We start from the raw sequence: 12645 nt of genomic DNA on the forward strand, positions 1-12645 counted from the left end.
GCCACTACGGTCCGCCGGGCGTTGCCCGGCGTACCGGTAGCTACCCCATCAGATAACGCAACACACCCGCCGAGACCACGCCGATCAGCACCGTCGGCAGCATCGACAGCCGCGTGGCGGCCAGCAGGGTGATCGCCAGTGCGGCCAGGTCGGCCGGCTTGTCGGCGACGAAGTCCGGGGCGATCACCGAGATCAGCACGCAGCCCGGCGCGGCTTCCATTACCGTCACTGCGCGTTTGCTCAGCGTGCGGTTACGCAGCGCGAGGAAGCCGGCGATGCGGGTCAGGTAGGTGGCGGCGGCCATCAGCACGATGGTCAGTACTGAAGTCCAGTGGATCAAGCCATTGAAGATCATGCTGCGTCCTCCGCCAGCAGCCAGGCTGCGGCCAGGCCGGCCAGTGCGCCGCTGGCCACGTACCACGCACCTGGCACCAGCAGGTAGGTAGCGGCGGCGACGACCAGGCTGACCAGCCACGGCCGCGCAGCCTTCATGCCCTGCCACATGCCGCGCAGCAGCACCAGGAACACGGCGGGGAAGGCCATGTCGAAGCCGTAGGCGTGGATGTCGCCCAGCATCGGGCCAACGATTGCGCCGAGTGCGGTGCAGGCCACCCAGACGGTGTACAGGCCGGCCGACACGCCCAGGTAGTAGGCCAGGCTGAAACCGAGGGTACGGCGACGCGCGTCGGCCACACCCAGCGCCCAGCTCTCGTCGCACATGAAGAACAGCGCCGGCAGCACACGACGGCGCGGCAGGTGCTGCAGCAGTGGGGCCAGGCTGGCGCCCATCAGCAGGTGGCGGCTGTTGACCAGCGCGGTGATGGCCACGATCAGTGCGATGTGCGGTGGCGAGGTCCACAGTTCGACGGCGGCGAACTCCGAGCCACCAGCGAAGTTGAGTCCGGTCATCAACGGCACTTCCAGTGCGCTCAGGCCCTTCTGGGCCGCCTGCGCGCCGAGCACCAGGGCGAACGGAATGAAGCCAATCATCACCGGTACGGCGGCGCGCAGGCCGCGCAGGAATTCGGCACGCGGCGCGGTATCGCAGGTGTCTGGCAGGGGGAGGGTGGTACGGGCGTCCATGGAACGGCACGACGAGGTGGGGTGGCCCATGCTAGCGGTCCGATCACGAAATCGGGTTGCGTTGATGCCACTGGATTTTGGATGATTGATATTCCATGCGGCCAGAGTCGACCAGGACGAAATTGCATGCAGTATCAGCTCGACAACCTTGATCGGCGCATCCTCGACGCCCTGCAGCGCGACGGCCGCCTGCAGAACCTGGAGCTGGCCCGTCTGGTCGGGCTGTCGCCGTCGGCCTGCCTGCGCCGGGTGCGGCTGCTGGAGGAGGGCGGTTACATCGACCGCTACGTGGCGCTGTTGAACGAGGCCAAGGTGGGCCGCGGCTTCACCGTGTTCGTGCGGGTGTGGCTGCGCGGGCAGGACGAGGACACCACCAACCACTTCATCAACAGCATCAAGTCTTTCCCGGAAGTGCTGGAATGCCATCTGATGGCCGGTGACTGCGATTTCCTGCTGCGGGTGGCGGTGGCCGACCTTGATGCCTACCGGCAGTTCCAGATGCAGCACCTGAACCGGATCGCCGGCGTGCAGAACACCAAGACCGAGATTCCGATGCAGCGGATCAAGCAGACGACCCAGCTGCCGCTTTGAGGGATGGGGTTTGCGGCCGGGTTGCACCCGGCACCCGCGGGTAGTGCCGGCTGCTGGCCGGCAACCTCAGGAGCAACAACAGCAACAGCGATGCTCCGTGGGGCGGCGGGGCGGTGTGGCCAGGCAGGACACGCCGTAAACCCTTCCTTGGGGGCTCGATGGCGCCATCCATGGCGCCAACGGTCCTGCCTGGCCACACCGCCCCGCCGCCTGACAGTTCCCCGCGATCCGTCGGGGTCGGATCCCGTTGTTGCGCAACGGGTTTTGACCCCTGGGGCAGATGATCATGCCTGTTCGATTCATTGATTCCTGACGCGTGACTGGCTTCGCAGGGCCTGACCCGGCGTCAGCCGTGGCGGCGGTCATCGCAATGACATGTGCCCCCGGTACGGTTTGAGCCCGCTTGCGGGTCGCGCGTGGGCCGGGGTTCCGGTTGTAGTGCGCGACCGTTGCAGCTGCTGTCGCTGCCGAGGGTCATGTGTTCTACGTCAGGGGGCTGAATGGACACCATGCGGTCAGAACTTGGAAGGTGGCCATCGCCGCATGGCTGCTGCTGTCCTTTGCCGCTGCCGCACAGGACGCGGTTCACGCCTACGACATCCCTGCGCAGCCGCTGGAACAGGCGGTCGAGCGCTTCAGTGTCATCAGTGGGTGGTCGGTGATGTATCCCGGCGACCTTGCTTCGGGCCGCAGCAGCCATGCGCTGCGCGGGAGCCTGGCGCCGCTTGTGGCGCTGGAGTCGCTGCTGCAGGACACAGGGATCGAGGCCGAGGTGATCGGCGAGCAGCGTGTGGTGCTGCGCCGGGGCAAGCCCTCGGCCGCGGAACCCGATGTTGGCGCGGGGCTGCCCGAGGCCGAACGCCGGCGTCGCTACGGCGGGTTGCAGCAGCGGCTGCGTGCGGCGTTCTGTGACGACCCGGAGATTGCGCCCGGCCGCTATGCCGCAACGCTGCGCTTCCGCATCGACGGCGCGGGCCAGGTGAGCGAGCCCGAGCTGCTGTCCGGCAGTGGCAGTGATCGCCGCGACGCACGCCTGCTGCAGGCGCTGCACGGCCTGGTGCTGGCGGCCGACGCCGCCGCGCTGCCACAGCCGGTGACGCTGCAGATCCGTCCTTCCGGCACCGACCACGACTGTGGCCGGCGCGCGCCCCTTCCATGACTTCAAGGATTCGGACATGAACAACGGTACGGCTGGGGCGGTTGATCTGATGGACCACCTTCTGGGTGCCTACGACGAGCTGAAACGCCGGTTGGTGCGCAAGCTCGGATCGGAAGAGCTGGCCGGCGACGCGCTGCAGGACACGTGGATGCGCCTGAGTGCGCGACGTGACCGCCTGGACGCGGTGCAGAACCCTGCGGCCTACCTGCTGCGGATGGCGATGAACACCGTGATCGACCGCCAACGGGCAGACCACCGCCTGCTGAGCCTGGAGGAGGTGGATACGCTGATGGACATGGCCGACCCGGGGCCGGGGCCGGCACAGGCGGCCGAGCTCGACTTCGCGCTGGAAGACATGGTCGGCCTGCTGCAGCGCATGCCCGAGCGCCGTCGTCGCATCCTGCTGGCGATCCGCGTCGATGGCCTGCAGCAGCGCGACGTGGCCGACCACCTCGGTGTGTCGCTGCGGTTGGTGCAGCGGGAGCTGAAGGCAGCCCAGGACTACCTGGCCGAACGCAGTGGGCAGGGGCGCCAGGTGCGGTTCTGAGCGACGGCATCCGTCTACACTTTGACGCCGAGCAGAACCCCGCAGCGTGCGGGTCCGGCATGAGCTCCCATGGATCCTGACGACCGCCCGCAACGCCCGCTGGATGCCGTTGAGCGTCAGGCCCACGCGTGGGTGGTGCGGCTGACCTCGGGCGAGGCGACCGCTGCCGATGGGCGCCGGTTCCGTGCATGGTGCGAGTCCGACCCGCGTCATCGTGAAGCGTTTGGCCGTGCGCGCCGGCAGTGGGAGCAGGTGCAGCTGGCCGGCGAGCGACTGCCCGCCGCCGCGCGCCAACCGGTCGCGCCGACGCCGGCGCAGCGCTGGAGCCGGCGCGCCTTCCTGGGCGCTGCGGTGGCGGCGCCGGCCAGTCTGGTGGTGGTGGCGGCGCTCCGCCCGCCGCTGGGATTGTGGCCGTCGGTGACGGCGATGGCGGCCGATTTCCACACCGGCACCGGTGAACGACTACAGATCGCGCCCTCGCCGCAGCTCAAGATCGAACTGGATACGCAGAGCAGCCTGCGCCGCCGCGCGCACGCGCAGGGCGAAGGCTTCGAGCTGGTGCAGGGCCAAGCCGCGATCGAAACCGGTGCTGGCCTGCGCCTGGCACTGTTCGCGGGCCCGGGTTGCGTGATTGCCGATGAAGGTGCGGTGCGCCTGGACGTGCGCAACACCCACGGGCTGGTACGGGTGACCTGCCTGCAGGGTAGCGCCCGTATCGAGCACCCGCAGGGCCGCCTGCAGCTGCAGGCAGGCCAGCAGACCCGGTTCGACGAGCGCCTCAGTGGCGTCGTGGCCGAGGCCGTAGCTTCGGAAGTGAGTGCCTGGACCGAAGGCATGCTTGTGTTCCGCCGCGCACCGCTGGGCGAGGTGGTGGACGAGATCAACCGTTACCGGCGGGGCAAGGTACTGCTGGGTGAATCGGCATTGGCGCGCGCGCCGGTCAGTGGCCGCTTCCGCATCGATGATCCGGATGCGGCGCTGGAGCAGCTGCGACTGACGATGTCGCTGGATCTGCGTCGCTTTCCGGGTGGCATCGCCGTCCTTGGATAGATGAAGGCGCTGGCCGTGCGCGCCGCGCAGGGCTGTTGCAAGCGAGGAGAAGCCAAGGATGCGCAACGAGACCATCGGTGTGCTCGATCTGCGTCGCAATCTGTCTGCATTGCTGGAAACCACCCAGCGAAGGCCCCTGATGGTGCATCGTTATGGTTCGCCCTGGGTGTGCGTGGTGTCTGACGCGCAGTGGCAGCAGCAGGCGGTGCTGCTGGACTTCAATCCGCAGTCACACCCCTTGGCGATGCTGCTGCGGTTGCAGCAGCAGGAGATGCCCTTGGTCGAATCCGGGGCGCTGCCGCCTGCGGCGCTCGCACGCGCACTGCTGTTGGCGGACATGCATGGCATCGACGATCTCACGCAGCTGCATGAGCAGGTGCTGCATCATCGGCTCTGGCACTGGTTCGTGGCGGGCGCCCATGGGGTGATGGACGGGTGGCAGCTGCCCGCGCTGCGCGTCGCGCTGGCGTCATGGTGCGATGACGTGGACATGACCGATGCACTGGTCGCATTCGCTGCCCGCAGCGACGTGGCGGTACTGGCCCGCCGTTGTGGGGGTGACGCACCGCGGCTGCAGCGCGAAGCCTGCAGGCGGATGACGCTGCGATGACGTTGCCGATGAAGCGCCATCCCGTGCACAGAGTTGCATTCGCGGTGTCGCTTCACCTGCCTTGCTGACGTCTTCTCCAGAGTACGACGCACCACGCGTCGCGGAGCACGGGCGGCGCAGATGGAAGACAGTCGCAGGATCAGCATGCTGGAGCTGGATCGCCACCTGAGCCAGTCACTGGAGCAGGCACGGCACACGCCCCTGAACGTGCAGCGTTACGGGCGCTCGTGGGTCTGGGTGCTGTCCAGTGACGCCTGGGCGGACGCGGCGCGCTGGGCGGCACTGGACAGCAGTGCGCATCCACTGGCGGCACTTCGAAAGGCCCTCGACCTGCGGATGCGGCCCTGGCCCGACGCGGCCATGAGCGCGCTGCCGCTTGGCGCAGCCGATGCGCGACTGCTGCAACGTGCGGCCCTGCTGGTGAACGTGCGTGACCTCAACAGTGCGCAGCGTGTGTACGACGACCTGCGCTACCACCAGGCCTACCGCATGTTCATCGGGCTCGACCACGGCACCGCGTGGTCGCCGACGCAGTGCGTGCGCCTGCTGCAGGCGTGCGTGCATCCGTTGCTGCGCAAGTGCATCGACCAAACACTGGCCAGCGTGCCGCCGCACCTGCTCGAGGCGGCACGCGTGCCGGCTGCACGTGCGCCCGCACAGGCAACCGCGCAGCGAATCGCAGGCGGATGTTTATCGTACTGACACATGCACCGCTGACCATGGTGCAGCGGTCTCTTCCAGGATGACGAGGGCGGAACAATGGCAAGGCAGGCAGGTGGTCGCAGGGCTCGGCAGCAGGGCTTCAGCCTGATCGAGATCATGGTGGTGGTGGTGATCATCGGCATCCTTGCCGCGCTGATCGTGCCGCGGTTGATGGACCGTCCGGACCAGGCACGCGTGGTGGCGGCGCGCCAGGACATCGCGGCGCTGATGCAGGCGCTGAAGTTGTTCAAGCTGGACAATGGGCGCTATCCCAGTGCCGAACAGGGCCTGCAGGCGCTGGTGAAGCCGCCGCAGGGCAGTGGTGCGTTGCCGGTGACGCCGTACCTGGATCGCCTGCCGAATGACCCGTGGGGCCATCCGTACCAGTACCAGGTTCCAGGCACTCATGGCGACATTGATGTGTTCTCGCTGGGTGCGGACAGCAAGCCCGGTGGCGACGCCGGGAACGCAGACATCGGTTCCTGGCAGCTGTGAGGCGTGCTGATGGCAGCCCCGACGCGTTCGGTCTCGTGCACCCGCCAGCGTGGCATGGCGGTGATCGTCGCCATGCTGGTGGTGGCGTTGGTGGCCGTGATTGCCACCGCGCTGCTGACCCGGCAGTCGGCGCAGCTGCGCGCGCTGCGCGGCGACCAGTTGCGCGCGCAGGTGCGCATGGCGGTGGACGCCACGCTGGAGCGTGCGGCGCAGCAGCTGCGTGAGGATGTAAAGGAACAGCTGACCACGGTGCGCAGCGGGCGCTGGGCGCGCCCGTTGGAACTGCAGGCGCCGTTGCCGGTGCAGCTGCAACTGGTCGATGCGCAGTCGATGTTCAACCTGCGCAACCTGCTGGCACAGGGCAGGCCGGACCCCGGGGCGCGGCGCGCGTTCATCGCGTTGTGTGCTGCACAGGGGCTTGGCCAGGGTGCCTGCGCATCCGCGGCGGACCACATCCAGGCGCGCCTGCGCGACGGTGACATCCAGGCACAGGCCCCACTGCCGCGCGAATCACTGATCGCGCAGGCACTGGCCGGTGCCGATCCGGTGGCACTGCAGGCGCTGGCGCGACGCACCGTGGTGCTGCCGGCGCAGACCCTGGTCAACGCCAATACCAGCGACCTGAGCGTTCTGCAGGCGGTGACGCCTGCGGTCGAGCCCGCACGGCTGCAGGCGCTGCTCGCTGAGCGCGACGCCGGCCACTGGCTGCTCAACCGCGGTGACATCGCCAACCGACTCCAACTGAGCAACGAACAGATGGCCGTGCTTCCACTGGGTATCCATAGCGAGTGGTTCCTGGCCGTGGGCCGGGTGCAGGCTGACGGCAGCGCGGTTGATTTTCGCGCGCTGCTCTGGCGCGAGTACCGCGACGACGGGGTACGTGTACAACGGGTGTGGACGAGGATCGGCGCATGACGGTGCAGCTTCGGGTGCGCCTGCCGCCGTTGGCGCACCTGCGCGCCGACAGCGCGGTGGACTGGGCGCGGCTTCACAAGGACGAGGTAGTGGCACACGGTCGCGATACGCTGGCCGCGCTGGGCCTGCGGCATCCGCGGGCTGCGGTGCATGCCTGCCTTGACCCGAACGACCTGATCCTGCTGGAACTGCAGCTGCCGCTGCTGTCCGGGCGCCGCCTGCAGGCGGCGTTGCAGGGCGAGGTGGAGGCCATGCTGCTGGATGACCTGCAGGAGGTGGCGCTGGCCCACGGTGCGCAGGCGGCAGACGGTACGGTTCCGGTGGCCTGGCTCGGCCAGCAGGCCATCGCGCAGGCGCAGCAGCTGCTGGCCTCGTGTGCGCTGCAGCTGCAGGCGTTGTATCCGACGCCACTGCTGCTGCCTTGGCAGGACGGCCACGCCACGCTGCAGGTCAGCGGCGAGCATCTGCTGGTGCGCAGCGGGCGCGATCGGGGACTTGTCCAATGGTATGGCGGACGTGACGCGTCTGCGGTGATACAGGCGTTGGCCACCCGCCTGCAACAGGCCGGCGTGCGGGCCGTGCAATGGATCGACAGCGTACCGCCGGCGTGGCCGGACAGCCTGCCGGGCACCGCCGTCACGCATGAACGGCAGGCCTGTGGCCCTTTGCCGGGGTGGTCATTGCCGCTGCCCGGCGCAGGCCGTCAAGCGCCGCGACTGGCGATCGGCCTGGCACTGGCGGCGGTGCTGCTGGCTGCACTTGGCCTGCAGTGGCAGGTCTCGCGTTGGCGGATCGAGGGTGAGGCGCTGCAGCAGGACATGGCACGGCAGTTCAGCGCACGCTTTCCGGAGATCACCGACGTGGTGGACCCGGTGTTGCAGGCAAGGCGAGCGCTGGCGGTTCCGCCGCCAGCGCCGCCGTTGCCGGCGCTGCAGCGTCAGGTCGCCAGCACGCTGCATGCGGTTCCGGAGCTGGCGGGGCAGGTGCACAGCCTGCACTACCAACCCGGGCAGGTGTACCTGGAGCTGGACGCCGATGCCCAGGCATTGGCCGACGATCCACAGCGGCTTGAGCACTGGCAGCAAGCGGTGCAGGCGCAGGGGCTGCAGCTGGCGCGCGACGCCGGTGGACGCCTGCGGGTGAGCGGAGCGGGACAGTGACGACCCGAACCCTGCGGCTGGGCGAGGGGCTGGCGGGCCTGCAGCAGCGCTGGCAACGCCTGCCACCGCGCGACCGGCTGATGCTGTGGGTGATGGGGGTGGCGCTGCTGGTGGCGGGCCTGTGGTCGTCCTGGCTGGAGCCCCTGCTGAAGCAGCGCACGCACTGGCAGGCCGAACTGCCACGGCTGCAGGCGCAGCATCGCGCACTGGCACCGCTGCTGCGCGCCCGTGAGCGCCAGCAGCTGGCGCAGGGCCAGCATCCGACCCTGGCCGGGCTGCGTGACCAGATCAAGTCCGCCGGTCTGGCTGGCGGCCTGCATATCGAAGCGCGCGACGGGTGCTGGCACCTGCAGGTACGGGCCGTACCCGCCGATGCGCTATGGAACTGGCTGCTGCCGCTGCTGGCCGACCCGGCCATCGAGTTGCAGCAGTTGCAATTGACACGCACAGGGGATGCGAACATGCCGGCGGCAAGGATTTCCGGAAACATCGTGATGGTGGCTCCTGCGGGTGCCCATCCATGAGGGCGATGCGCAGCCTTGCCTGCAGTGCCGCATTGGCACTGATCGTGGGCATGGCCCACGTGCCGGCGCCGGTGGCGGCGCAGGACACAGGCGATGAGCCGGTGCAGCTGAACCTGGTGGATACCGATATCGGTGGCGTGCTGCGCATGGCGGCGCGCTTCACCGGGCGCCAGTTCCTGGTCGACCCACGCGTGACCGGCAAGATGACGGTGGTTTCCGATGGCCCGGTCAGCCGTACCCAGGCCTACCAGCTGCTGCTGGGCGCACTGCGCATGAGAGGCTTCGCCGTGGTCGAGAACGGCGGCGTCAGCCGGGTGGTGCCGCAGGCCGATGCCAAGCTGCTCGGTGGCCGGGTGGGCAGCGGTGGTGCAGGGGGCGAGATCGCCACGCGTACGTTTGCGCTGCGCTATGAGAGTGCGGCGGCGCTGGTGGCTGTGCTGCGGCCGATGATCAGCCCGGACAACCCGATCACCGCCAATCCAGGCAACAACACCCTGGTGATCACCGACTACGCCGACAACCTGGAGCGCATCGCGAGGGTGATCGCCAGCGTCGACACGCCCGCCGGCATGGACACCGATGTGGTGAAGCTGCAGCAGGGCATTGCGGTGGACGTGGCGGCCATGGTTGCGCCGCTGCTGGATGCGCAGGGCGCCGAGCCGGGCCAGAAGGTGGTGGTGATGGCCGATCCGCGCAGCAACAGCGTGCTGCTGCGTTCCAGCAGCCCAGGCCGCACCCGCCTGGCGCGGCAGCTGGTGGAGAAGTTGGACCGTGCCCAGGACGAGTCCGGCAACCTGCATGTGGTCTACCTGCGCAACGCCCAGGCCAACCAGCTGGCCGGTGTGCTGCGTGGCGTGGTGGCCGGACAGAGCGATGCACCGGCCATGGGCAGCAACGAAGGCATCACCCCGCTGCCGGGTGACGCCAACCGTTCCACGCCCATCCAGCCGTCGCAGCCGCAGCAGGCCAAGCCCGGAGGCAATGCGCTGGAATCGCAGCGGCTGGACCCGAGCCGGCGCGACCCGATCGATGCAGGAAGCACCGGCTTCAGCCATAACGGCATTTCGGTACAGGCGGACGTGGCCACCAACACCCTGCTGATTTCGGCGCCGGAGCCGGTGTACCGCAACCTTCGGCGGGTGATCGACCAGCTCGACCAGCGCCGTGCGCAGGTGCTGGTGGAAAGCCTGATCGTGGAGGTCAACCAGACCGACGCGGCCGAGCTGGGCGTGCAGTGGATGCTGGGCAATGGCCGTACGTTTGGCGGCACCCATTTCGGGGGCGCTACCGGCGGTAGCGGGCTCAATACCGGTGCGCGTACCACGCTGGACGTGCTGCCCAAGGATGGCCTGAAGATCGGCGTGATCGACGGCACCATCAACCTGCCCGGTGTCGGCCAGATCCTCAACATGAAGGCGCTGGCCACTGCGCTGCAGAGCAAGGGCGGCGCCAACATCCTGTCGACGCCGAACCTGATGACGCTGGACAACGAGGCAGCCAGCATCATGGTCGGCCAGACCGTGCCGTTCGTCAGTGGCCGCTACGTGACCGACGGTGGCGGCGGCAGCAACAACCCCTTCCAGACCATCGTGCGCGAAGACGTGGGCCTGAAGCTGCGTGTGCGCCCACAGATTTCCGAGGGCGGTACGGTGAAGCTGGACATCTACCAGGAAGTCAGCAGCATCGACGCGCAGAGCGCGAACAGCACGGCCGGCATCATCACCAACAAGCGCGCACTCGATACCAGCGTGCTGCTGGACGATGGCCAGATCATGGTGCTCGGTGGCCTGCTGGAAGACAGCGTCAGCCATGGCCGTGATGCGGTGCCGGGGCTGGGGAAGATCCCGGTGCTGGGCGCCTTGTTCCGCAGCGACACGCGCAAGCGCACCAAGACCAACCTGATGGTGTTCCTGCGCCCGCACGTGGTACGCGACCCGGCCGCCGGACAGCGCCTGACCCGCGACCGCTACGACTACATGCGCAATGCGCAGGCCGGCGCGCAGCCCGTACAGAGCTGGGCCTTGCCCGCGCTGTCGGCGCCGCAGCTGCCACCGCAGGACCTGTCGGTACTCGGCCAGGGCAATGCGCGCGATGGCCACGGCCAGCCGTTGCAGAACACCAGCCTGGCAGCGTTGTATCCGGCCGGTGACGGCGATGCGCAGCTGGTGCAGTTCGCACAGGGGCTGGAGCCGAGCCGTGCCAGCCAGGGCGTGGCGCAGGTGCGGGCGCTGGGCCTGCAGGCCTACGCGGAGGCGACGCCGGGCGAGGGTGGGCAACGCCTGCGCGTGCGGTTGCCGCGTGATCCGGCGAAGTTGGATCCGGCATTGCAGCAGCTGCGCGGGCTGGGCTACACGCCGGAACTGGTGATCGGGCCGTGAGCGCCGTTGTGCCGCTGCCATACGCGTGGGTGCGCAGCCACGGCGTGATGCTGTCCGAAGCCGGTGGCGAGCCGGTGCTGCTCGGCACGGCCGACACGGCGGCGTGGGCCGTGGCCGAGCTGCGCCGCCGGCATGGCCCGCTGCCTTTCCATGCCCTGGATGCGGCGACCTGGCAGCAGCGGTTGGGTGAGCAGTACCGTGACGGCGGTGATGCCGCGGCCGTGGTCGGTGCCGCCGAAAGTGAAGTCGATCTGGACCGGCTGATGCAGGACATGCCGGAGGTCACCGACCTGCTGGATGCGCAGGATGATGCGCCGGTGATCCGCATGATCAACGCGCTGCTGGCACAGGCTGCACGCGACGGTGCCAGCGATCTGCATATCGAGCCGTTCGAGACCCATTCGGTGGTGCGCTACCGGGTGGACGGCACGCTGCGCGACATGGTGCAGCCTCGGCGCGCACTGCACGCAGCGCTGGTGTCGCGCATCAAGATCATGGCCCACCTGGACATTGCCGAGAAGCGCCTGCCACAGGATGGGCGCATCGCGATCCGCGTGGGCGGGCGGCCGCTGGACATCCGTGTTTCCACGGTACCGACCGGGCATGGCGAGCGCGCCGTGCTGCGATTGCTCGAAAAGGATGCCGGCCGCCTGCAGCTGCAGCGCCTGGGCATGGCCGATGACACCCTGGCCACGTTCACCGGATTGATCCGGCAGCCGCACGGGATCGTGCTGGTGACCGGGCCGACCGGCAGCGGCAAGACCACGTCGCTGTACGCCGCGCTGGGCCAGCTTGACAGCAGCACCAGCAATATCCTCACCGTGGAAGATCCGGTGGAGTACGACTTTGCCGGCATTGGCCAGATCCAGGTCAACGCGCGCATCGGCATGAGCTTCGGCACCGCGCTGCGCGCGATCCTGCGCCAGGACCCGGACACCATCATGATCGGCGAGATACGTGACCTGGAGACCGCACAGATCGCGGTGCAGTCGTCGCTGACCGGGCACGGTGTGCTGGCTTCGCTGCACACCAACGATGCGATCTCGGCGGTGACCCGCCTGGCCGACATGGGCGTGGAACCGTTCCTGCTGGCCTCGTCGCTGCGCGGTGTGCTGGCGCAGCGGCTGGTGCGGCGGCTGTGCACGCAGTGCCGGCGTGCCGAGGTGGACGGCGAAGGCCGGACCGTATGGCGCGCAGTGGGTTGCACGGCCTGTGCCAACAGTGGCTATCGCGGACGCACCGGCATCCATGAACTGTTCGTGGTGGACGACCGGGTACGTGCACTGATCCATGAAGGGCAGGGTGAGCCTGCGCTACGCGAGGCGGCACGGCGGGCCGGCATGCGGACCCTTCGACAGGACGGCCAGCGCTGGGTCGACAGCGGGGTGACCACGCTGGAAGAGATCCTGCGCGTTACTGGCGACGACTGAG

14 protein-coding genes are annotated in these 12645 nt (G+C 68.6%); 12 read left to right on the forward strand and 2 right to left on the reverse strand.

What is annotated here, in order from left to right; genetic code table 11:
- Nucleotides 1-40 precede the first annotated feature (40 nt).
- Both AC5P8U_RS17650 and AC5P8U_RS17655 read right to left on the reverse strand, forming a co-directional pair.
- Nucleotides 41-355 carry an AzlD family protein gene (locus AC5P8U_RS17650; RefSeq protein ID WP_111008051.1) on the reverse strand — a complete coding sequence of 105 codons (315 nt, stop codon included), beginning with the start codon at nt 353-355 and terminating at the stop codon, nt 41-43.
- Nucleotides 352-1083: an AzlC family ABC transporter permease gene (locus tag AC5P8U_RS17655; RefSeq protein WP_111008052.1), complete on the reverse strand. Its 732-nt coding sequence runs from the start codon at nt 1081-1083 to the stop codon at nt 352-354. The genes AC5P8U_RS17650 and AC5P8U_RS17655 overlap by 4 nt, the downstream gene beginning before the upstream one ends.
- A 126-nt stretch (nt 1084-1209) precedes the next feature.
- Here AC5P8U_RS17655 and AC5P8U_RS17660 point away from each other — a divergent pair, with 126 nt between their 5' ends.
- From AC5P8U_RS17660 to gspE, 12 genes are all read left to right on the forward strand, one after another.
- Nucleotides 1210-1674 (forward strand): Lrp/AsnC family transcriptional regulator, encoded by a 465-nt coding sequence (locus AC5P8U_RS17660; RefSeq protein WP_005413654.1) that lies wholly within the window; start codon nt 1210-1212, stop codon nt 1672-1674.
- A 478-nt stretch (nt 1675-2152) separates the two neighbouring features.
- Nucleotides 2153-2833, forward strand: a complete 681-nt coding sequence (locus AC5P8U_RS17665; protein WP_072168847.1) for an STN domain-containing protein — start codon at nt 2153-2155, stop codon at nt 2831-2833.
- Nucleotides 2834-2849: 16 nt separating this feature from the next.
- Nucleotides 2850-3380: an RNA polymerase sigma factor gene (locus tag AC5P8U_RS17670; RefSeq protein ID WP_061479455.1), complete on the forward strand. Its 531-nt coding sequence runs from the start codon at nt 2850-2852 to the stop codon at nt 3378-3380.
- Between the two features lie 69 nt (nt 3381-3449).
- The gene (locus tag AC5P8U_RS17675) at nt 3450-4430 is read left to right on the forward strand and encodes a FecR family protein (RefSeq protein ID WP_111008418.1); all 981 of its coding nucleotides are present in this window, start codon (nt 3450-3452) and stop codon (nt 4428-4430) included.
- Nucleotides 4431-4488: 58 nt separating this feature from the next.
- Complete coding sequence (locus tag AC5P8U_RS17680; protein WP_072168844.1) at nt 4489-5040, forward strand: hypothetical protein; 552 nt, start codon at nt 4489-4491, stop codon at nt 5038-5040.
- 144 nt (nt 5041-5184) lie between these two features.
- The gene (locus tag AC5P8U_RS17685; protein WP_269777758.1) at nt 5185-5742 is read left to right on the forward strand and encodes a hypothetical protein; all 558 of its coding nucleotides are present in this window, start codon (nt 5185-5187) and stop codon (nt 5740-5742) included.
- A 57-nt stretch (nt 5743-5799) separates the two neighbouring features.
- A complete protein-coding gene (gene gspG / locus AC5P8U_RS17690; protein ID WP_005416799.1) occupies nt 5800-6237 on the forward strand; it encodes a type II secretion system major pseudopilin GspG in 438 nt (145 codons plus the stop codon).
- 9 nt (nt 6238-6246) lie between these two features.
- Nucleotides 6247-7152 (forward strand): type II secretion system minor pseudopilin GspK, encoded by a 906-nt coding sequence (gspK, locus tag AC5P8U_RS17695; protein ID WP_188240922.1) that lies wholly within the window; start codon nt 6247-6249, stop codon nt 7150-7152.
- Entirely contained in the window at nt 7149-8312 is a 1164-nt protein-coding gene (gene gspL / locus AC5P8U_RS17700; protein WP_188240923.1) for a type II secretion system protein GspL, read from the forward strand. The genes gspK and gspL overlap by 4 nt, the downstream gene beginning before the upstream one ends.
- On the forward strand, nt 8309-8836 hold the full coding sequence (locus AC5P8U_RS17705) for a type II secretion system protein M (protein ID WP_180884237.1): 528 nt from the start codon (nt 8309-8311) through the stop codon (nt 8834-8836). Before gspL ends, AC5P8U_RS17705 begins: the two co-directional genes overlap by 4 nt.
- Nucleotides 8833-11214 (forward strand): type II secretion system secretin GspD, encoded by a 2382-nt coding sequence (gene gspD / locus AC5P8U_RS17710; protein ID WP_447896950.1) that lies wholly within the window; start codon nt 8833-8835, stop codon nt 11212-11214. Before AC5P8U_RS17705 ends, gspD begins: the two co-directional genes overlap by 4 nt.
- A complete protein-coding gene (gene gspE / locus AC5P8U_RS17715) occupies nt 11211-12644 on the forward strand; it encodes a type II secretion system ATPase GspE (protein ID WP_072168839.1) in 1434 nt (477 codons plus the stop codon). Before gspD ends, gspE begins: the two co-directional genes overlap by 4 nt.
- Nucleotide 12645 lies beyond the last annotated feature (1 nt).

This window comes from Stenotrophomonas sp. YJH_SMC_81 (assembly GCF_059370875.1).

What these genes read in the sequence shown, in the direction of transcription:
- gspK (WP_188240922.1), top strand. Translation starts at nt 6,247, where the DNA reads ATGGCAGCCCCGACGCGTTCGGTCTCGTGCACCCGCCAGCGTGGCATG.
- gspG (WP_005416799.1), top strand. Translation starts at nt 5,800, where the DNA reads ATGGCAAGGCAGGCAGGTGGTCGCAGGGCTCGGCAGCAGGGCTTCAGC.
- AC5P8U_RS17675 (WP_111008418.1), top strand. Translation starts at nt 3,450, where the DNA reads ATGGATCCTGACGACCGCCCGCAACGCCCGCTGGATGCCGTTGAGCGT.
- gspD (WP_447896950.1), top strand. Translation starts at nt 8,833, where the DNA reads ATGAGGGCGATGCGCAGCCTTGCCTGCAGTGCCGCATTGGCACTGATC.
- AC5P8U_RS17685 (WP_269777758.1), top strand. Translation starts at nt 5,185, where the DNA reads ATGCTGGAGCTGGATCGCCACCTGAGCCAGTCACTGGAGCAGGCACGG.
- AC5P8U_RS17655 (WP_111008052.1), bottom strand. Translation starts at nt 1,083, where the DNA reads ATGGACGCCCGTACCACCCTCCCCCTGCCAGACACCTGCGATACCGCG.
- AC5P8U_RS17670 (WP_061479455.1), top strand. Translation starts at nt 2,850, where the DNA reads ATGAACAACGGTACGGCTGGGGCGGTTGATCTGATGGACCACCTTCTG.
- AC5P8U_RS17680 (WP_072168844.1), top strand. Translation starts at nt 4,489, where the DNA reads ATGCGCAACGAGACCATCGGTGTGCTCGATCTGCGTCGCAATCTGTCT.
- gspL (WP_188240923.1), top strand. Translation starts at nt 7,149, where the DNA reads ATGACGGTGCAGCTTCGGGTGCGCCTGCCGCCGTTGGCGCACCTGCGC.
- AC5P8U_RS17650 (WP_111008051.1), bottom strand. Translation starts at nt 355, where the DNA reads ATGATCTTCAATGGCTTGATCCACTGGACTTCAGTACTGACCATCGTG.
- AC5P8U_RS17660 (WP_005413654.1), top strand. Translation starts at nt 1,210, where the DNA reads ATGCAGTATCAGCTCGACAACCTTGATCGGCGCATCCTCGACGCCCTG.